Origin of the sequence: Brevundimonas diminuta (assembly GCF_039673845.1) — a bacterium.
In the GTDB taxonomy this organism is placed as follows: domain Bacteria; phylum Pseudomonadota; class Alphaproteobacteria; order Caulobacterales; family Caulobacteraceae; genus Brevundimonas; species Brevundimonas diminuta_E.
The window spans coordinates 376,468-394,817 of record NZ_JBDJMK010000001.1 but is presented as its reverse complement, the minus strand read 5'-3'; the positions used below and the strand labels follow the sequence as shown (position 1 = coordinate 394,817).

At 67.8% G+C, this 18,350-nt stretch carries 18 protein-coding genes; 9 read left to right on the top strand and 9 right to left on the bottom strand.

Annotation, left to right across the window (positions count from 1 at the left end; all coding sequences use genetic code 11):
• Positions 1-3: 3 nt before the first annotated feature.
• From ABE454_RS01880 to ABE454_RS01850, 7 genes are all read left to right on the top strand, one after another.
• Positions 4-621, top strand: coding sequence for a glutathione S-transferase family protein (locus tag ABE454_RS01880; RefSeq protein ID WP_346528457.1), 618 nt, complete (start codon positions 4-6; stop codon positions 619-621).
• Between the two features lie 252 nt (positions 622-873).
• Positions 874-1,914, top strand: coding sequence for a rod shape-determining protein (locus tag ABE454_RS01875; RefSeq protein WP_003168146.1), 1,041 nt, complete (start codon positions 874-876; stop codon positions 1,912-1,914).
• Positions 1,915-2,032: 118 nt separating this feature from the next.
• Positions 2,033-3,181: a rod shape-determining protein MreC gene (gene mreC / locus ABE454_RS01870; protein WP_346528455.1), complete on the top strand. Its 1,149-nt coding sequence runs from the start codon at positions 2,033-2,035 to the stop codon at positions 3,179-3,181.
• On the top strand, positions 3,178-3,696 hold the full coding sequence (locus ABE454_RS01865; protein ID WP_346528453.1) for a hypothetical protein: 519 nt from the start codon (positions 3,178-3,180) through the stop codon (positions 3,694-3,696). The genes mreC and ABE454_RS01865 overlap by 4 nt, the downstream gene beginning before the upstream one ends.
• Positions 3,693-5,687, top strand: coding sequence for a penicillin-binding protein 2 (gene mrdA / locus ABE454_RS01860; RefSeq protein WP_346528451.1), 1,995 nt, complete (start codon positions 3,693-3,695; stop codon positions 5,685-5,687). Before ABE454_RS01865 ends, mrdA begins: the two co-directional genes overlap by 4 nt.
• Entirely contained in the window at positions 5,684-6,841 is a 1,158-nt protein-coding gene (gene rodA, locus ABE454_RS01855) for a rod shape-determining protein RodA (protein ID WP_346528449.1), read from the top strand. The genes mrdA and rodA overlap by 4 nt, the downstream gene beginning before the upstream one ends.
• A 29-nt stretch (positions 6,842-6,870) precedes the next feature.
• On the top strand, positions 6,871-7,347 hold the full coding sequence (locus tag ABE454_RS01850) for a DUF6173 family protein (protein WP_346528447.1): 477 nt from the start codon (positions 6,871-6,873) through the stop codon (positions 7,345-7,347).
• Between the two features lie 54 nt (positions 7,348-7,401).
• Here the strand turns inward: ABE454_RS01850 and pip are convergent, their stop codons facing one another.
• Both pip and ABE454_RS01840 read right to left on the bottom strand, forming a co-directional pair.
• On the bottom strand, positions 7,402-8,364 hold the full coding sequence (gene pip, locus ABE454_RS01845) for a prolyl aminopeptidase (protein WP_346528445.1): 963 nt from the start codon (positions 8,362-8,364) through the stop codon (positions 7,402-7,404).
• Between the two features lie 51 nt (positions 8,365-8,415).
• Positions 8,416-8,784: a DUF423 domain-containing protein gene (locus ABE454_RS01840; protein WP_346528443.1), complete on the bottom strand. Its 369-nt coding sequence runs from the start codon at positions 8,782-8,784 to the stop codon at positions 8,416-8,418.
• A 49-nt stretch (positions 8,785-8,833) separates the two neighbouring features.
• Between ABE454_RS01840 and ABE454_RS01835 the strand changes: the two genes are divergently transcribed.
• Positions 8,834-10,003, top strand: coding sequence for an MFS transporter (locus tag ABE454_RS01835; protein ID WP_346528441.1), 1,170 nt, complete (start codon positions 8,834-8,836; stop codon positions 10,001-10,003).
• Here the strand turns inward: ABE454_RS01835 and ABE454_RS01830 are convergent.
• The 3 genes from ABE454_RS01830 to ABE454_RS01820 all read right to left on the bottom strand — a co-directional run bounded on the left by ABE454_RS01830 (position 9,989) and on the right by ABE454_RS01820 (position 13,659).
• A complete protein-coding gene (locus ABE454_RS01830; RefSeq protein WP_346528438.1) occupies positions 9,989-10,600 on the bottom strand; it encodes a hypothetical protein in 612 nt (203 codons plus the stop codon). The genes ABE454_RS01835 and ABE454_RS01830 overlap by 15 nt on opposite strands.
• A gap of 121 nt (positions 10,601-10,721) precedes the next feature.
• Positions 10,722-13,325, bottom strand: coding sequence for a tipN (locus ABE454_RS01825; RefSeq protein ID WP_346528436.1), 2,604 nt, complete (start codon positions 13,323-13,325; stop codon positions 10,722-10,724).
• A gap of 142 nt (positions 13,326-13,467) precedes the next feature.
• Positions 13,468-13,659, bottom strand: a complete 192-nt coding sequence (locus tag ABE454_RS01820) for a hypothetical protein (protein WP_346528434.1) — start codon at positions 13,657-13,659, stop codon at positions 13,468-13,470.
• 161 nt (positions 13,660-13,820) lie between these two features.
• On the opposite strand from ABE454_RS01820, the gene ABE454_RS01815 reads away from it, so the two are divergent.
• Positions 13,821-15,299 (top strand): phospholipase D-like domain-containing protein, encoded by a 1,479-nt coding sequence (locus ABE454_RS01815; protein WP_346528431.1) that lies wholly within the window; start codon positions 13,821-13,823, stop codon positions 15,297-15,299.
• Here ABE454_RS01815 and ABE454_RS01810 read toward each other — a convergent pair.
• The 4 genes from ABE454_RS01810 to ABE454_RS01795 all read right to left on the bottom strand — a co-directional run bounded on the left by ABE454_RS01810 (position 15,284) and on the right by ABE454_RS01795 (position 18,346).
• On the bottom strand, positions 15,284-16,039 hold the full coding sequence (locus ABE454_RS01810; RefSeq protein WP_346528429.1) for an endonuclease/exonuclease/phosphatase family protein: 756 nt from the start codon (positions 16,037-16,039) through the stop codon (positions 15,284-15,286). The two genes, ABE454_RS01815 and ABE454_RS01810, sit on opposite strands and share 16 nt — an antisense overlap.
• A 72-nt stretch (positions 16,040-16,111) precedes the next feature.
• Entirely contained in the window at positions 16,112-16,795 is a 684-nt protein-coding gene (locus ABE454_RS01805; RefSeq protein ID WP_346528427.1) for a TPM domain-containing protein, read from the bottom strand.
• The gene (locus ABE454_RS01800) at positions 16,795-17,652 is read right to left on the bottom strand and encodes a TPM domain-containing protein (protein ID WP_346528425.1); all 858 of its coding nucleotides are present in this window, start codon (positions 17,650-17,652) and stop codon (positions 16,795-16,797) included. Before ABE454_RS01800 ends, ABE454_RS01805 begins: the two co-directional genes overlap by 1 nt.
• Positions 17,653-17,659: 7 nt before the next feature.
• Complete coding sequence (locus tag ABE454_RS01795; protein WP_346528423.1) at positions 17,660-18,346, bottom strand: LemA family protein; 687 nt, start codon at positions 18,344-18,346, stop codon at positions 17,660-17,662.
• Positions 18,347-18,350: the final 4 nt, after the last annotated feature.

Genomic DNA, 18,350 nt, shown 5'->3' with positions numbered 1-18,350 from the left:
ACCATGCTGAAGCTGTATTACTCCCCCGGCGCCTGCGCCATCGCCTCGCACATCGGTCTGGAAGAGGCGGGCGCGGATTATGAGATCGAGAAGATCGACCTGCGCGCCGGTCAGCAGCGGACGCCGGAATATCTGGCGATCAATCCGGCGGGCGTGACCCCGGCGCTGGCGACGGCGCAGGGCGTGATCACCCAGAATTCGGCCATTCTGGCCTATGTGGCGCAGACGCATCCGCAGGCCGGGCTGGCCGATCTGGATGACCCGTTCGCCTTTGCGCGCCTTCAGGCCTTCAACGGCTGGCTGGCGTCGTCGCTGCACCCCGCCATCGGCAAGGCTCTGTTCTCCAAGCCGCCGCTGGAAGGCGAGGCCAAGGATGAGGCCGTGAAGATCGCGCTGGAAAAATACGACCTGGCCGAGAATCACTATCTCGCCGGGCCGTGGGTCATGGGCGAAGATTATTCGATGGCGGACGGCTATCTGATGGTGTTCACGCGGTGGGCGCGTCAGGCCGGTCTGCTGGACGCAGCGCGCTTCCCCAAGCTGAACGCGCACCTCGACCGTGTCCAGGCCCGGCCTGCCGTGCAACGTGCGCTTGAGGCCGAAGGCATAGCCGCCGTCTGAGCGTGTCGGCTTCAAGCGGGGCCGGAAATCCTTAACAGCAAGGCTTTCAAGCCTTGCTGTGACAAGCCTGTGATCGAGAAGCCATAGGCGCTTGCAATCCCTGCGGCATGAGGGCAAACGGGCCTGTAGTCGGCTCGGCGAAGACGGTCAGGACGGCTTTGCGGTCACGCGAAGCGGGGGTAGGGCGTCGCCATAGCGGACGAATGAAATTCACGCCCTTGCAGGCCCGAACTAAAGCGGTAACCGACGCCCATGCTTTCACCCCTCTTCGGCATGATTTCCAATGACATCGCTATGGATCTGGGGACGGCCAACACCCTGATCTACATGCGCGGCAAGGGGATCGTCCTGAACGAGCCTTCGGTTGTCGCCCTGCGTAACGTCGGCGGTCGCAAGATCGTCCACGCCGTCGGTCTGGAAGCCAAGCAGATGCTGGGCCGCACCCCGGGCCACATGGAAGCCATCCGCCCGATGCGCGACGGCGTCATCGCCGACTTCGAAGTCGCCGAAGAGATGATCAAGCACTTCATCCGCAAGGTTCATAACCGCAAGGGCTTTGTGAACCCGAAGATGATCGTCTGCGTCCCCTCGGGCGCCACGGCGGTTGAGCGCCGCGCCATTCACGACAGCTGCCTGAACGCCTCGGCGCGTCGCGTCGGCTTGCTGCCCGAGCCGATGGCCGCCGCGATCGGCGCCGGTCTGCCGATCCATGAGCCGACCGGCTCGATGGTCGTCGATATCGGCGGCGGCACGACCGAGGTGGCGGTGCTGTCGCTGTCGGGCGTGGTCTATTCGCGCTCGGTGCGCGTCGGCGGCGACATGATGGACGACGCCATCATCGCCTATATGCGCCGCAACCATAATCTGCTCATCGGCGAGACGACCGCCGAGCGCATCAAGAAGGACATCGGCACCGCCCGCGTCCCCGCCGACGGCGAAGGCCTGTCGATCGAGGTCAAGGGCCGCGACCTGATGCAGGGCGTGCCGCGCGAAGTGAAGATGAGCGAGCGTCAGGCGGCGGAAGCCCTGGCCGAGCCGGTGGCCCAGATCGTCGAGGCTGTGAAGGTCGCGCTGGAAGCCACGCCGCCGGAACTGGCCGCTGATATCGCCGACAAGGGCATCATGCTGACGGGCGGCGGTGCGCTGCTGCGCGGGCTGGACACCGAAATCCGCGACCACACGGGCCTGCCGGTCCAGGTGGCGGACGATCCGCTGTCGTGCGTCGCCATCGGCTGCGGCAAGGTGCTGGAGCACCCGTCGTGGATGAAGGGCGTCCTCGAAGCGTCGCTCTGAGGCTGACTGGTCTGGCGCAGGCGCCGCTGTCCTGAAAAGGGGCGGATTCCTGCGGCAGGTTTAAATCATCGGCGGGCTGGCGCCCGCCGGTTCCTACGCTCTAGCAGGAAGGCTGGCCGTGGCGTTTCGCGACGGACCGTTCGAGAATCTGAAGGTGCCGCTGATTTGGACAGCGGCCATCATGGTCGTGGGCGGGATTATCGCCGCGATCATGCTTCTGCTTGTCGACAAGCCGCAACCGGCGATGGACGAACTGGATCCGCCCCGCGCCGGGTTCGACCGCGTCGCCGGGGCCGGGACCGGGGTTCTGGCCGCGCCCGTGCGCTGGTCGGGCGATGCGGTCGATTACGTCAAGGGCTACTTCTTCGCCGTGTCTGAAAACCGCCGCCTGCGCGCGGAGCTGGCCGAAATGAGCGGCTGGCGCGACGAAGCCCTGGCGCTGAAGAACATCAATGGCCGCTATGAGCGGTTGCTGGGCGTCCAGACCGAACCGCCGATACCCATGACGGCAGGCCGCGCCATCAGCGATGCGCGGGGGCCTTTCGCCCGTTCGCGCCTGCTGAACGTCGGCGCGGACAAGGGCGTTCGCGTGGGCAATCCGGTTCTGGGCGAGCATGGTCTGGTGGGCCGTATCGCCGGGGCTTCGGGCGCACACAGCCGCATGATCCTGCTGACGGATGTCGCCTCGCGCATTCCTGTGCTGGTCGAGCGCACGGACGCTCGCGCCGTGCTGACCGGCGACGGCAGCCGCAGCCCGCGTCTCGACTATGTGCGAGGGCAGGGTTCGGTGCAGGAAGGCGACCGTATCCTGACATCAGGCGACGGCGGCGGTTTCCCGCGCGGCCTGCCTGTCGGCGTGGTGGCCAAGGGCGTGGACGGCACATGGCGGATCAAGCTGTACAGCGACCGCACAGCCATCGACTATGTGCGCGTCCTGTTGTTCCAGGACTTCGGCCAACTGGCGGATCAGGACGCGCTGAACGCGCCGCCGCTGCTCAGCCTCGCCACAGCGCCGCCGCCTGACGCCGCACAGGCTGTCGCTATTCAGGACGTGGCCACGCGCCGCGCCGCCGCCGCCGAAGCCGCCGCCGAACGGGTTCGCGCCGCCAACGCCGCGCCGCCTCCCGACACCACTGTCGCCGCCGCGCCAGCGCCTGCGCCTGCGCCCGCCGCCCGCGCGCCGGTCCGTCGCGCGGCGACGCCGGCCTCGGCTCCGGTCCAGCCCGCGCCGCAGGCGCCGGCGGCGCCTGATGGAGGCGGGGAGTGAGACGCACGATCACGGTGCGGATGGTTGGTCCGATGCAGTGGATCGGCTACCCGGCGCTGATCGCCGCAGCCGCCACCATCCTGTTCGCCATTCCGCTGCGCCTGTTCGGCATGACCCTGCCTGAACCGGTCTGGCCCATGGTTCTGGCCTTCGCCTGGCCGCTGATCCGCCCGTCGATGCTGGCGCCTCTGGTGCTGTTCGGACTGGGCGTGTTCCTGGACTTCTTCTGGGGCGGTCAGACGGGATTGTGGGCGCTGAGCCTGCTGCTGATCTATGGCGCTATTCTTCTGGCGTCGAAATATCTGGCGGGGCAGGCGACGATCGTCCTGTTCGCCCTCTATGTGGCCTCAACCGGCATGGCCTTCGCCGTGGCGTGGTTCGTCACCCTGATGGAGTTAGGCGCCGCCCCTCATTTCCTGGCGATTCTGGGACAGATGATCCCGACGCTGCTGCTGTTCCCTCTGGCTCATCTGTTGATCGAGCGGTTTGACGACGCGGACGTCCGATTCCTGTGAGCAGCGAACCGAACATCTTCTTTTCGGACGTGAACGAGCGGCAGGGCTCCTTCCTGCGGCGCACCATGATTCTGGGCGCGGGCACGGTCATCGGCGGGCTGGCGCTGGTGGGCCGTCTGGCACATCTGCAGATCGTCAAGTCGGAAGAGTTCGCCACCCTGGCGACGCGCAACCAGTTCAACTTCCGCCAGGTGCCGCCGCCGCGCGGCCTGATCAAGGACCGCAACGGCGTGGTCATCGCCGGCAACCGGCCCAGCTTCCGCGTTCTTGTCGTGCGCGACGAGACGAAGGATCTGGATCAGACGCTGGACCTGCTGGGCCAACTGCTGCCCGACACTCTGGACCGTCGCCGCACCATCATCCGCGAGGTGAACGCCGCGCCGCGCTTCTCGCCCGTTCCGGTCAAGAGCGACCTGACGTGGGAAGAGTTCTCCAAGGTCAATCTGCACGCGGCTGAACTCCCCGGCGTCATGGCCGACATGAACGAGGCCCGCTATTATCCGCACGGCGGCGCCTACGCCCATGTGGTCGGCTATGTGGCCAAGGTGTCGGACCGCGACGTTCAGGCGATCCGCGACAAGGGCGAACAGCCGCCCGCCATCCTGTTCAACCCCGGTTTCCGTATCGGCCGTCAGGGCATCGAGCGCTCGCTGGACCTTGATCTGCGCGGCGTCGAGGGCGGCAAGCGGGTCGAGGTGAACGCACGCGGCCGCGTTGTGGCTGAGGATATCGCAGGGTCGCGTCCGGCGGTTCAGGGGGCCGAGGTCGTCCTGACGCTGGACAACGATGTCCAGCAGCGCGCGCTGGAAGTCTTCGGCGAAGAGGCGGGCAGCATCGTCGTGATGGACGTCCGCAACGGCGACATCCTGGCCATGGTGTCGTCGCCGTCGTTTGATCCCAACCTGTTTGTTTCAGGCGTCCCGACCAAGGTCTATCGCGCCCTGGCCGACTATGAACGTCGTCCGCTGCTGGACAAGGCGCTGAGCGGCACCTTCGCGCCCGGTTCGACCTTCAAGCCGGTCGTGGGTCTGGCGGCGATGAGGCGCGGTCTGGACCCCAGCCGCCGCATCTTCTGCAACGGCAGCTTCTATCTGGGGCGGCGGTTCGCCTGTCTGGGGCGTCACGGTGCGGTTGATCTGCGCGGCGCCATCAAGGCGTCCTGCAACGTCTACTTCATGACCCTGGCCAGCGAGATGGGGCCGGACGCCATCGCCGAGACCTCGCGCGATATGGGATTCGGTCAGACCTTCGATATCGGCATTCCGGGCCAGAAGGCCGGGCTGGTGCCCGATCGTGAATGGCGCCGCAAGAACCCGGTGCGGGGCGATCCGAACTGGTATCCGGGCGAGAACCCCAGCTATGGCATCGGTCAGGGCGCCCTGACGGTGAACGCCCTTCAGCTGGCGGTCTATACGGCGCGGATCGCCAATGGCCGCAAGGCGGTCGTACCTCGCCTGATCAAGTCGATCGGCGGCGTGGAGCAGACCAAGGGCACGGCGTTCGCCGATCTGCCCTTCACGCCGGAAATGCTGAAAGTCCTGCGCGACGGCATGGAGGCGGTGACGGCGGCGGGCGGCACCGGCTTCCGCAACAGTCAGCTGGGCCTCGGCACGGTGAAGATGGCGGGCAAGACCGGCACGGCGCAGGCGCGCAACTATGGCGCGGGTTCTCGCAAGGGAGCCGGGCGGCCGTGGTCCCAGAAGGATCACAACCTGTTCGTCGCCTATGCGCCGACGGATAATCCGCGTTACGCTGTTTCGGTCATCGTCCAGCACGGCGGTCTGGGCGGCGGCACGGCCGGGGCGCCGCGCGCGCGCGAAGTCATGAAGGTCGCCCTTTTGAAGGACCCCGAAATCCGCGCCCGCATCGAATCCGCCGGCTTTGAAGCTCAGGAAGACGAGGGCGCGCGTGAAGCCGAGGCGCGGGGCGAACCCGACAACGGGGCTGAAACCACGGCTGCTCCGCCTCCGCTGACGGAGCCAGGACAATGACTGCATCCGCCCTGACGCGCCCCGGCGAGCGGGACCGCCTGTCGACCAAGTTCGCGGAACTGGATTGGCGCATCATCGGCCTGCTGTGCATCCTGGCCGGGATCGGCACGGCCATGCTCTATTCGATTGCGGGCGGTCACTGGCAGCCGTGGGCGGCCAAGCACCTGATCCGTTTCGGCATCTTGCTGGCGGGCATGATCGCCCTGGCCATGGTTCACCCCAAGTGGTGGTTCCACGCGGCCTATCCGGTTTACGGCGTCCTGCTGTTCATGGTGATGCTGGTTGAGTTCACCCCGCTGGGCTATGTGGCGGGCGGCGCCAAGAACTGGCTGCATCTGGGCTTTATCCGCATCCAGCCCGCCGAGTTTGTCAAGATCGGCCTCGTTCTGGCGCTGGCGCGCTGGTACCATGGAGCTTCGGCGCAGGACGCGCGCTGGTCGTGGAAGCTGTTGATTCCGGCCGGGATTATCGGCGTTCCCTTCATCCTTGTCGCCAAACAGCCGGACCTGGGCTCGGCCATGATCATCGGCATGACCGGTGCGGCGATGATGTTTATGGCCGGTCTGAGCTGGCGCGTGATCGCCGCAGGACTGGCGGCGGCGGTGGCGGTCGTTCCGCCCTTCGTCATGTTCGGTATGCATGACTATCAGCGCAACCGGGTCCTGACCTTCCTGGATCCGGAGGCTGATCCGTCCGGCACCGGCTACAACATCATCCAGTCCAAGATCGCCCTGGGCTCGGGCGGACTGATGGGCAAGGGCTATGGTCTGGGCAGCCAGAGCCAGCTGGAATTCCTGCCTGAACGCCACACGGACTTCATCTTCTCGACCGTGTCGGAAGAGTTTGGCTTCATCGGCTCCTTCACCGTCCTGGCCTGTTATGTGGCGCTGATCCTGATTTCGCTGCGGATCGCGGCCCTGTCGCACAGCCATTTCGGTCGGATGGCGACCGCGGGCATGACGTCCTTTGTGGCGCTGTTCGTCCTGATCAATGGGGCGATGGTGATGGGGTTGGCGCCGGTCGTGGGCGTGCCCATGCCCATGCTGTCCTATGGGGGATCGTCGATGATGACGGTGATGGTGGGTTTCGGACTGGTGCTGTCGACGCGGGTTCACCGCTATGCCGAACTGCCAAAGGGGCAGGGCCTGTTCTGATCGCGGGTGCGCGGCGTTAGGTTGAGATCATGACTGTTCAGACGCCTGAGACTCAAGCCGCCGATATTCCCAAGGCTGACCCCGCCATGTTCTCGGACTGTGGCGCGACGCCCTGTCCCCAGCCGGTTCTGGCCGACCCTAGAAACGAAGCGGCGGTCCAGGCCGAGGGCATGCGGATGCGCGACAATCCGGCGGAATGGGCCTTTGTCCGCCTGTCCAAGCTGATCGAGGAATTCGAGGCCAACCTCGATAAGGACGAAGAGATCGGCGCCCGCATGGTCGGGCTGCCCGGCGACGGCGCCATGCAGATCATGGACGTCGGCTTCTGGGGGCCGGACCTGATCATGTTCTTCGGCAGCAACGCCGACGGCAAGCCGGTGCGCCTGATCCAGCACTATAGCCAGATCAATGTGGTCCTCAGCGCCATGAAGAAGCCGGAGGAGCGCGAGGCCCGCCGCATCGGCTTCCAACTCAGCGAAATGGTCGAAAAGACCAACCCGAAATAGCGCGGCTCAAACCGCCGCCCGGCAGGAAAACCGGGCGACGGCCGAGACCTGTTTCTAGAGCGAGGCGGCCCAGTCGGTGGCGCGGATCAGGCTGTCGATGATGCCCGGTTCGGACGAGGCGTGTCCGGCGTCGCCGACGATGTCGAGCTTCGCCTCGGGCCAGGCGCGATGCAGGGACCAGGCGCCGGAAATCGGCGTCACCACGTCGAACCGCCCCTGCGCGATCCAGCAGGGGAGGTGGCGGATGGTTTCGATGTTCTCGAGAATCCAGTTCTCGCTGTCGAAGAAGCCGCCGTTGGTGAAATACCAGTTCTCGATCCGGGCGAAGGCCACGGCGAACTCGGGGTCGGCGAACTTGTCCGGCTTGCCGGACGGGCCCTGGATGCTGACAGTATTGCCTTCCCAGGTGGCCCAGGCGACGGCGCAGCGGTTGCGCTCTTCGACATCATCGCCGGTCAGTCGCTTGTAATAAGCGGCCATCAGATCGCCGCGCTCGGCCTCGGGGATGGGGGCCAGGAAGTCTTCCCACGCGTCGGGGAAGATCATCGAGGCGCCGTCCTGATAGAACCAGTGCAGTTCCTTCTTCGTCAGCAGGAAGATGCCGCGCAGCACCAGCGACAGACAGCGGTCCGGGTGTTTGATGGCGTAGGTCATCGACAGGGTCGAACCCCACGAACCGCCGAAGACCACCCATTTGTCGATGCCCAGTTTCTCGCGCAGGCGCTCGATGTCCGCGACCAGATCCCAGGTCGTGTTGTTCTCCAGCGAGGCGTTGGGCCGCGACAGGCCGCACCCGCGCTGATCGAACATGACGATGCGATATTTGGCCGGGTCGAAGTAGCGGCGCATCCCCGGATTGACCGCGCCGCCGGGACCGCCGTGCAGGACGATGACCGGCACGCCATGCGGATTGCCGCTTTCCTCGTAATAGATCTCGTGGATGCTGTCGGTCTGCATCCAGCCCGAGGCGTAGGCTTCGATTTCAGGATAGAGGTCGCGGCGCACGGTATCGGTCACGGGGGCGGTGTCCTTCTGTGTAAAGGGGGGCGCGTCAAGGCGCTTAAGCAGTCAGGCCTTGGCGGTTCCTGACGAGAAGGCGGCGAAGATCATCAGCACCCATGCCGCGATCATCAGCAGGCCGCCGATCGGCGCCACGGCGCCCATGATCGGCATGGCCAGCAGTCCGACCATGGTCAGGGACAGGCAGAAGATCAGCCCGCCAGCGCCGGCCAGCCATCCGGCCAGCCGCAGCAGGCGCCCGGCGCCGAACAGGGCCAGCGCAGCGGTGAGGGCGGCGTGGACCATCTGATAATGGCCGCCGGTCGCCAACAGGTCCCTGATTTCGGGGGCGACGCCATGGGCGGCGAAGGAGCCGACGATCACGGCCATGGCGCCGTTGAAACCGGCGAATGCGAGGAGTTTGCGGTCAGGATTCATATCAGGGTGTCTAGACTACAAAAACGGTGAAGTCTGCTATCGGGCGCCGATGAAATCCGCATCGCGCATGGCGCTGCAATATATTCTGCTGTTCAGCGCCAGCGGCGTGACCCTGCCGTTCGCCGGACTGTGGTTCCGCGATCAGGGCATGAGCGGCGCACAGATCGGCGCCCTGCTGGCGATTCCCATGCTGGCGCGGGCCGTGACGGGACCGCTTCTGGCGGTCTGGGCGGATGGTTTCGCGCTGCGACGCACACCGATCGCCCTGTTGGGACTGGTCATGGCGATCGGCTATGGCGGCGCGGGTCTGGTCGAGGGATTCGCTGCGTGGGCCTTCTTTTGGCTGTTGGGGGCGACGGCGGCGGCGGCCCTGATTCCGCTCAGCGATGTGATGACGCTGCGGGTGTCGGCGCGTGAGGGGTTTGCCTTTTCCCTGCCGCGCGGGTGCGGCTCGGCAGCCTTCGTCTTCGCCAATCTGGCCATGGGGGCGCTGCTGACGCGGGTGTCGTCCGATGCGGTCATCGTCTGGGCGGTGGCGGCGTCCCTGTTGATCGCGATCACGGCGTGGCGCGTCCTGCCGGACGAACCGGTGTCGCAGGGCGGTCCCGTCTCAGGGCTGGAGCGGTTCCGCGGACTGGGGCGGCTGTTGCGCCAGCCGGTCTTCATGGCGGCCATCTACGCCGTCGGCGCGGTTCAGGCGGCGCACGCCTTCTACTACGGCTTTTCGGCCATCGCCTGGCGCGCGCAGGGGCTGGCCGAGAGCGTTACGGGGATGCTGTGGGCCTTTTCCGTGGTGGTCGAGATCGGCTTCATGTGGTGGGTCGAACCGTGGCGTCGCCGGATCGGCGTCGGCCCGTGGACGCTGCTGTTCATCGGAGCGGGGGCGGCGGTCCTGCGCTGGAGCCTGATGGCCTTTGCGCCGCCGCTATGGATGCTGATCCCGTTGCAGATGCTGCACGCCCTCACTTTCGCCGCCACCTATCTGGCGGGGGTGCAGATCGTCGAGAGGCTGTGCCCGCCGGACAGCCACACCGCCGCCCAGACGCTGTCGTCGGCCCTGTCGGCTGGGGTGCTGATCGGGCTGGCGACGCTGGCCAGCGGGCCGCTGTATGACGCCGTGGGGCTGAAAGCCTATTTGGCCATGGCGGTGTTGGCCCTGAGCGGGGCTCTGGTCGGCCTGTGGGCGCGATCAAAAGGGACGGCGTCAGGCCACGCTTGAGCGAGGCAGGGGCGCCAGACGCCGCGCCATGGCCGAGGCGGCCGTCTTGACCGCCGTGCGCACCATCGCCTCGCTCTGACCGTCGGGAATCCGCAGCAGGCCGATGGACGGCGAGTTCAGATTGTCCGGCAGTTCCGCCAGAATGCGATAGAGGACATGGCTTCCGGCGTCCTCTTCGGCGTCGGATGTGGCTATGGCGGAAACGCCCGCCTCCAGCAGATCGCGCAGGATGTCGGCGACCGGCGCCGTGACGCGGGCGATGCCGGGATCGGTTTCATCCGGGCGGTTCCGGGCGTCCGGGCGGCGATGCTCGACCCGCATCTGCACCCGCACGGGGCCGCTGTGGATCGTGCGACCCAGCAGCAGCAGGGCGGAACACTCGCCGCGCGTCAGCAGGCCGGTCAGGGTATCGGCTAACTGATCGGCCGAGGCGTCGCCGGGAATGGCCAGGGTGCGGGCGCCGGGCGGGCACCACGGCTCGCCCGACAGGTCTTCGACCGGATCCCAGGCGGTCCAGGACGGCGACCAGGCGCAGATGGCGATGCCCGGGCGACGGTCAGCAGACGCCGGGGGACGTGCGTTGGAAGCCTGGTCCATCAAGGGAAGAAGACCTCAATGAGCGCCCCTGGGGCGCGCCGCTGGGCGGACGGTGCGGTAAAAAGCGCCGACAGGTCAAGTGTGTCGGCAATCAGGCGGCCTGACCGCGCGGTCATGGCGGTCAGCCCAGATCGCCCACGGCGGCGTCCAGAAGCATAAAGGCGCGGCCTTCATCCGTGGCCAGCCGCATCTGCACATCCTCGGCGTTTCCGCGCTCGGCCTGAATCTTCAGGCCTTGGGCGAAGGCGCGGACATAGGTTTCGGCGTCCATGCGCAGTCCGTCGTCGGCCAGCACCCGGCGCGAGACGCTGCGCACGGCGGCGGGCGCCACGCGACGGACGATCTGGCGCGCGCGGGCGGGGTCATGCCCGGCGAAGGCCTGTGCCGCCTCTTCCACGCGCGGGCGCGGCAGCAGGGCGTTGGGATCAACTCCCATGCGCCGTATGGCCGAGGTCACACGGCCGGCCAAAGCGTCGATTTCCTCGGGCGTGCCGATGGCGGCGTTCAATTCCAGCGGAGCCGCCGCCGGGGCCGTCGCCTGTTCAGGCGGCGCCAGATCACGCCAGCTCAGAGCGTCGCCGATGCGTTCAGGCGCAGGCGCTTCAACCGGCGCCGGAGAGGGCTGGGCGGCAGGTGCCGGGGCGGGGTCCGCTTCCGGTGCGGCTTCGGGGCGGATGCGGCCGCGCAGGCCCAGACCTGAGGCGATGCCCGACACCAGGCCGGACGCCGCGGGGGCCGGACGCACCGGCTCTGGTTCCGGGGCAGGCGCAGGCGCAGCGGCTGGGCGGCGGCGGGCGCCGCCCTCGGCGGACACCACGCCCATCAGGCGCACGGCCTCGGTCAGCATTTCGTAGTTGCGGCGCACGCGATCCTGGAACCCGGCGTCCAGCGCCTCGGTGTCCTCGGCCGCCTTGCGCGAGGCGGCGGTCAGGGCGCTGAGTCCTTCTTCGACGGCGGTGCGCACGGAATCGACGCGGGCGCGGGCTTCGTCAGGCAGGCGTGCAGCGCGCTGATCCATTTCGGCGACCGCCTGTTCGACCGAGGTCAGGGCGTCGGTGACCTGAGCCAGCGTCGCCTGCAGGCTGTCGACCAGCTTCTGGCCGGTCAGGTCGACCATGTCGGCGGTCTGGGCGACGATGCGGCGGGCGCCGTCGATGCGGGCCTCGGCGGCTTCATCCGCCTTCTGGGCGGCGTCGAACAGGGATTCGCCCAGACGGTCGGCGCGGATCTGGGCCTGTTCGATCGCGGTCTGGGCGGCGGCGCGCTGTTCATCGGCCGTGGCCTGCAGGGCGGCCAGCGACCGGCGCGTCTCCTCGACCAGCAGGTCGCGGGATTCAGCGGCCAGACTTTCAAACCGGTCCAGCGACAGCTTGGTGGCGTGGTCGAAGCCGTCGGCCTCACGCTGGGACATTTCGACCAGCGCCTTGAACTGGTCGAGCACGGCGTCGACCTGAGACTTGATGGCGGCGGCGGCGTCATCGCCGCGTTGGTTGATGTCCTCGGCGGCCGTGCGGGTCTGGGACAGGTGATCCAGAAGCTGGGCGCGCTGGCTCTCGATCTGGGCCGAGAAGTCTTCCTGATCGGTGCGCAGAGCATAGGCGGCCGTGACCAGTGCGGCGCGCTGCTGGCCCAGGCCTTCCTCGACCGACTGAATCTGTTCGGCGACGCCGGAACCGGCCGTCTCCAGCCGCAGGGTCTGACGCGCCAGGTCGTCGGCGGCGGCGCGGGCGGCTTCTTGCGCCTCATTGGCGGCGGCGGCCAGATCGGCGGCGCGGGCGGCCAGCGCGGCCTCGGCTTCGCGCAACTGGGTCTGGGCTAGATCGGAGGCGTCGGCCACCATGCGCGACTGGCGCTCGACCGTCTCGACGACGGCGGAGGCCTGCCCCTCAAGCTTTCCGCCCAGCAGGCCCATCTGTTCGCGCTCCTGCGACAGTTGTTCGGCCAGACGGCGGGCCGTGCCGCCCGCCAGTTCGGCGGCGTCGTTCAGCAGGCCGGATTCCTTGACCAGAGCTTCGCGCAGGGCGGCCAGATCATTGCGCGCGCGTTCGGCGGATTGGGCGGCGCGGTCGATGTCTTCGCGCAGGGTGTTCAGCACCTGTCCGGCCTGATCGGCGGCCAGCGCCGTCGGCCCGACCATGGCGTCGGCCATTTCACGCGCGCGCCGCGTCTCCTGCGCCAGCCCGGCGCCCTGACGGATGGCGTGGGCCAGCAGGACGAACAGACCCACCGGCGCCAACAGGATCAGGACGTAGACAGCGATCCGCAGCGGATCCAGCTCCATCATCCCCGAGCCCAGCTCATAGGCGAACCATGACGCCAGCCCGCCGATCCACAGGGCCGAGGCCAGCCCGGCCATCAGATAGGCGTTGCCGCCGCTCGCGGCTTTGCCCGCCCGTTTCGCGCTGCGCTTTGCAGGAGGCGCGGCGGGCGTGACCGTGGTGGGCGGGGCGTCGGCGGATTCGGCGAACGGAGACAGGGCGCGCCCGGCCTTCTCGGCCTCGGCGGCGCGCTGTTCGGCCAATGCCTGCTGCTCGGCCAGACGGCGGCGCTGGCGTTCGGACATGGGGCGCGACGGCGCCTCGGGCAGGGGATCGAGCGTCGCGCCGGTCGCCGACAGGGCGTCATCAGCGGCATCGACGGCTTCGGGCGCGGCGAGGGGATCCGCTTCCGTTTCGGCGGACTCGGGGTCGGTCAGGTTGAGCGGCGGCCGATGGCTGGATTTCATGGGCGTCGATCCCGATCACTGATCGCCGCCAACGGCGACGAAGGGCGCAAGGCTGTGACCCTAACGGCTGGAGCGTGAGGCGAAAAGGCTGGAGCGCGGATTAGATCGCCGTTTGACGACGCAGATCAATGTGATCTGTGGATCAGCAGCTCGGCGGCGTGCTGACCTGAACCGTCGTGACGGCCGCAGCCGGGCGGGTTTCGCCGCAATCGCGCACGCGCTGAACCTCACGATCGGACTTGTGCGCCGGGTTCAGATCGACGCCGAATTGCGACAGCGCCGCTGCGGCGAGCAGGGCGATCAAACCGGCCAGCATCTCGATCAGAGCTTGCATCCTCTGATTGTGCCAGAAATCGGGCGCTTCCACAATGTGACGATGAGGGCGCGGACCCTCATTGCCGGGGCGCGCCGAAAATGAAACGATCCGTCCCGGCTGGCGCCTGAAGAGATCGTGACCGCATCCCGTCGTCACGCGAATCAGCCATTGCGGGGGGTATGCGAGCAGACCAGTTCTATGACGGCAGCCTGCTGGAGACCCCCAACGGCGTTTGGCGGTCCGCGACGGCGCATCGTTTCGCGCCGTTGATGGAGAACAAGACCTATTTCGACGCCTTGGCCTCGGCGTTGCAGAAGGCCGAGCGCTCCATCCTGATTCTGGGCTGGCAGTTCGATCCGCGCACCCGTCTGGACCCTGAAAGCCCGCTGTTGGATCGTCGCGGCGAGATCGGCCACCAGCTGAAGGCGCTGGTGCGGCGCAAGCCAGAACTTGAGGTCCGGCTGCTGATCTGGCGCTCGCCGCTGCTGATCGCCGCCTCGCAGGGCTTTTATCCGCACAAGGCCCAGCGCTGGTTCCGCGGCCGGATCGTCGAGTTCCGGCTGGATGGGCCGGGCCTGCTGGGCGCCTGCCATCACCAGAAGGTGGTGGTGATCGACAATCAGATCGCCTTCTGCGGCGGCGGCGACATCTCGACCGACCGCTGGGATTCCGAGGCGCACCTGTCCGGCGATCCGCGCCGCTGCGAGCCGACGGGCGTGATCCCGTCGCCCCGGCATGAGGTCATGTGCGTGGTGGACGGCCCGGCGGCGCACACCCTGGGCGATCTGGCGCGCGAACGCTGGCGCCGGGCCACGGGCGAGGTGCTGGATACGACCGTCTGGCGCAATCGCGACGCCTGGCCGGACGGGGTTCAGCCGACCCTGCACGACATTCCTATGGGCCTGTCGCGCACCGAGCCGCAGGTGCGCCGACGGGCCGAGGTGCGCGAGAATGAGATCTTGCACCTTGAAGCCATTAAGCGCGCGAAGTCTCTGATCTATATGGAAAACCAGTATTTCACCTCGCCCCAGCTGGCGGCGGCGCTGGCCGAGCGGCTGGCCGAGCCGGACGGGCCGGAGGTGGTGCTGGTGTCGACCGGGCGCAGCCCCAGCTGGTTCGACGGCCTGACGATGGACACGGCGCGGGCCGAGGTGCTGTACCGGCTGGAGCAGGCCGATATCCACGACCGCTTCACCGCCTTCTATCCGGTGACGAAACAGGGCGAGCGGATCATCGTCCACGCCAAGATGACCATCATCGACGACAAGCTTCTGCGGATCGGCTCCAGCAATCTGAACAACCGCTCGATGGGACTGGACACGGAATGCGACGCCTCGTTCGAGGCGGGCGATGAGGCCCAGCGTGAGGTGATCCGCCGCTTCCGCCACCACTCGCTGGGCCATTTCATCGGCGTGACGGGGGATGCGTTCGCCCAGGCGGAAAGCCTGATGGGCTCCATCGGTCAGGCGATCCAGACCTTTGGCCATGGGCGGATGAAGCTGTTGGGCACGGCCAGGCCGACGCGGGTCGAGCGGATGTTCGCCGAGTGGCAGTTCGGCGATCCGGTCTCGGCGACGGACGCGTGGCGGCCGTGGAAGCGGCTGAACCGCTCACAGCGCACCCGGCCGAAATCCGAGGGCGGTCAGGCGCCGGGCTGAGCGCCGGGCAGGTCGATCTCGAAATCGAGAATGAGCGGCAGGTGATCCGACGCCGTGCGCGCCATCAACGACGACGGCGCCTGAACGCCTGTCACGCGGATCTCCGGGCTGACGAAGCAGTGGTCGATGCGGATGGCCGGAAAGTTCGACGGAAAGGTCTTGATCGAGGGCTTCAGTCCCAGACGGCGCTGGGCGTCGTCCAGCCGCCGCGCCAGAGTCTGATAGGGGCGGGTGATCGAGGTCGCGTTGAAGTCGCCGGTCAGTATGGTCGGGCCGGTGCAGGCCGGATCGCCCAGCCAGTCCTCGCCCATCAGGGCCTCGGTCTGCAGACGCTGCTCGCGCGGGATCAGGCCCAGGTGGGTGTTCATGACGTTGACTGTGACGCCGTCGAAATCGATCGCCAACCACAGGGCGCCGCGCGGCTCCAGTCCCTTGAGGCCGGGCATGGTGGGCAGGGCGGCGGCGCGCACCAGCCGCTCGGGACGGCTGGTCAGGATGGCGTCGCCGTAAAGCTCGGCCTCGACGGTCATGGCGGGGTGGAACTGCACGCTCATGGCCAGACGTTGGGCGATGACGCCGGCCTGATCGACGTGGCCCGTGCGGGCGCGGCCGACGTCCAGTTCCTGCAGGCAGACGATGTCCGGCGCATATTCAGCGATGACGTCGGCGATGCGGCCTACGTCCAGCCTGCGGTCGACGCCGACGCAGCGGTGGACGTTATAGGTCAGTAGTCTCGGCATGAATTCCCTGCCTGCGGTCCTGCACGACTTTCGCGCGGCAATGCGGCGGTCGCGAGGCCCTGATTAACCGGACTAGATGACAACCAGTTTGTCGGGGATTTCGTTCACATCGGTCGGGCTGGGCGGGAAACGTTCGGCCAGCACCTGACCGCACAGGGCGACGGCCTTTTCAAAGCCCTCGACCGGCTGTTCGCGGCGCAGGGCGCCGGTCAGGGCCGCCACGGCGTCGGCCCAGACTTCAGGGCTGACGCAGGCGTGGATGGCTTCATCGGCCACCACCTCGACCTGATGATCGGCCAGGGCGGCGAAGATCAGGACGCCCGTGCGCGCCTCGGTGACGTGCAGGCCGTGGGCCAGGAACTGCTGCATGGCGGCGCGCCGGACGCGCGTGCGGCGCAGGGCGCGCGGGGTCAGCAGACGCCGCACGGGCGGGATCAGGCTGAGGAAGAAGACCATCAGAAACACGACGGCCTGCACCAGGGCATAGGCGCCTAGCGCCCGGCCGATGTCCGACGCGCGCTCGGCGTCATGGGCCGCCTCCCAGCCGCTGCCGAAGCTCAGCCAGTCGCCGTTGAAGCCGAACGGGATCAGCGCCAGCGGCGCCAGCAAGGCCGCCGCCGCCGCCCAGCCGACGCTGACATCGCGATAAGAGGACACCTGACGCGCGACGACGCAGAAGATCTCGCCCGCCGTATGGGTTTCGGCCGCAGCGATGGCGCGGGCGACCCGCGCGTGGTCGTCTTTCGTGAACTGCATCACCATCCCCCCGAGGCGCCCCCGCCGCCGAAGCCGCCGCCGCCTCCGCCAAATCCACCGCCGCCGAAACCACCGCCTCCGCCCCAACCGCCGCCGCGTCCGCCGCGGTCACGGTCTTTCAGCGCCTCGCTGGCGGCCCAGATCAGGATGGGCGACAGGCCGTCGCCGCGTCCGCCGCGCCGCTTGCGCCCGCCCGACGCCGCGCCGACCATGCTGAAAAAGATGAAGGCGAAGACCATCAGGATGACGATGGCGGGGATGACCGGCTTTTCGGTCTGACCGGCTGCGCTTTTCGCCGCCTCGGCGCGGGCCTGCGCCTCGGCCGGATCGGCGGTCAGCTGGGCGATGATGGCGTCGGTTCCGGCCAGTATGCCGGCCGCATAGTCGCCCTGACGGAAGGCGGGCAGGATGTCGTTGCGGATGATCAGGGACGAATAGGCGTCGGTCATGACGCCCTCCAGCCCATAGCCGACCTCGATACGCACCTTGCGCTCGTTCGGCGCGACGATCAGCAGGGCGCCGCCGTCGTTTTCCTTCTGCCCGATGCCCCAGTGGCGGCCCAGTTGATAGCCGAAGTCCTCGATCTCCTGATCCTGAAGCGAGGGCAGGGTGACGACGACCAGCTGGTCGCCGGTCTGCTGTTCCAGCAGGGCCAGCTTGCCGGTCAGAGCCTGTTCCTGCGCAGGCGTCAGCAGTTGAGCGTCATCGACCACCCGTCCGGTCAGGGCCGGAAAGCGGATTTCGGCGGCCAGACTGACGCCGGGCAGGGCGGTCAGCCACAGCACAAGGCCCAGCAAAAGCGCGGGGAGCAGCCCCCGCGCCGCGCGCTCGCCCGCCGTCAGGGCCGAAGGGACCATGTCGGCCTTACCGCGCCGCCGGGGCGGGCGGCGTCGACCCCGGCGCGGCGCCGGGCGTGGTCGCAGGCGCGCCGCCGCCGGGCTGGGCGCCCAGATCGAAGTTGACGGTGGGCGCCGATTGGGCCTCGGCCGTGGCGGTGAACAGCTGCATCGGCTTGGAGCCGCCGTGCAGGGTCTTGGCCCAGATCACGCTGGGGAAGGTGCGCAGCTCGGTGTTGTAGTCGCGCACGGCCTCATTGTAGTCGCGGCGCGCCACGGCGATGCGGTTCTCGGTGCCTTCCAGCTGCGATTGCAGGGTCAGGAAGTTTTGGTTGGCCTGAAGCTGGGGATAGGCCTCGACCGTCACCAGCAGCCGCGACAGGGCGCTGGAAAGCTCTCCTTGCGCCTGTTGATACTGCTGGAAGGCGGCGGCGTTATCGAGGTTGGAGGCGTCGATGTTGACGCTGGTGGCCTTGGCGCGCGCCTCGATCACCTGGGTCAGGGTGGTGCGTTCCTGAATGGCCGCGCCCTGAACGGTGGCGACCAGGTTCGGCACCAGGTCGGCGCGGCGCTGATACTGGCTCTGGACATCGGCCCAGGCGGCCTGGGCGCGTTCCTGCTTGGTCGGAATGGTGTTGTAGCCGCAGGCGCCCACGGCGGGGGCCAGGACGACGACAGCGGCGACGGCCGCGATGCGAGGCGAAAATCCAGCCATGAAG

What these genes read in the sequence shown, in the direction of transcription:
- ABE454_RS01820 (WP_346528434.1), bottom strand. Translation starts at nt 13,659, where the DNA reads ATGCAAGCTCTGATCGAGATGCTGGCCGGTTTGATCGCCCTGCTCGCC.
- ABE454_RS01875 (WP_003168146.1), top strand. Translation starts at nt 874, where the DNA reads ATGCTTTCACCCCTCTTCGGCATGATTTCCAATGACATCGCTATGGAT.
- ABE454_RS01840 (WP_346528443.1), bottom strand. Translation starts at nt 8,784, where the DNA reads ATGAATCCTGACCGCAAACTCCTCGCATTCGCCGGTTTCAACGGCGCC.
- ABE454_RS01795 (WP_346528423.1), bottom strand. Translation starts at nt 18,346, where the DNA reads ATGGCTGGATTTTCGCCTCGCATCGCGGCCGTCGCCGCTGTCGTCGTC.
- ABE454_RS01830 (WP_346528438.1), bottom strand. Translation starts at nt 10,600, where the DNA reads ATGGACCAGGCTTCCAACGCACGTCCCCCGGCGTCTGCTGACCGTCGC.
- ABE454_RS01880 (WP_346528457.1), top strand. Translation starts at nt 4, where the DNA reads ATGCTGAAGCTGTATTACTCCCCCGGCGCCTGCGCCATCGCCTCGCAC.
- ABE454_RS01805 (WP_346528427.1), bottom strand. Translation starts at nt 16,795, where the DNA reads ATGCAGTTCACGAAAGACGACCACGCGCGGGTCGCCCGCGCCATCGCT.
- ABE454_RS01810 (WP_346528429.1), bottom strand. Translation starts at nt 16,039, where the DNA reads ATGCCGAGACTACTGACCTATAACGTCCACCGCTGCGTCGGCGTCGAC.
- ABE454_RS01825 (WP_346528436.1), bottom strand. Translation starts at nt 13,325, where the DNA reads ATGAAATCCAGCCATCGGCCGCCGCTCAACCTGACCGACCCCGAGTCC.
- ABE454_RS01815 (WP_346528431.1), top strand. Translation starts at nt 13,821, where the DNA reads ATGCGAGCAGACCAGTTCTATGACGGCAGCCTGCTGGAGACCCCCAAC.
- ABE454_RS01800 (WP_346528425.1), bottom strand. Translation starts at nt 17,652, where the DNA reads ATGGTCCCTTCGGCCCTGACGGCGGGCGAGCGCGCGGCGCGGGGGCTG.
- ABE454_RS01850 (WP_346528447.1), top strand. Translation starts at nt 6,871, where the DNA reads ATGACTGTTCAGACGCCTGAGACTCAAGCCGCCGATATTCCCAAGGCT.
- rodA (WP_346528449.1), top strand. Translation starts at nt 5,684, where the DNA reads ATGACTGCATCCGCCCTGACGCGCCCCGGCGAGCGGGACCGCCTGTCG.
- ABE454_RS01835 (WP_346528441.1), top strand. Translation starts at nt 8,834, where the DNA reads ATGAAATCCGCATCGCGCATGGCGCTGCAATATATTCTGCTGTTCAGC.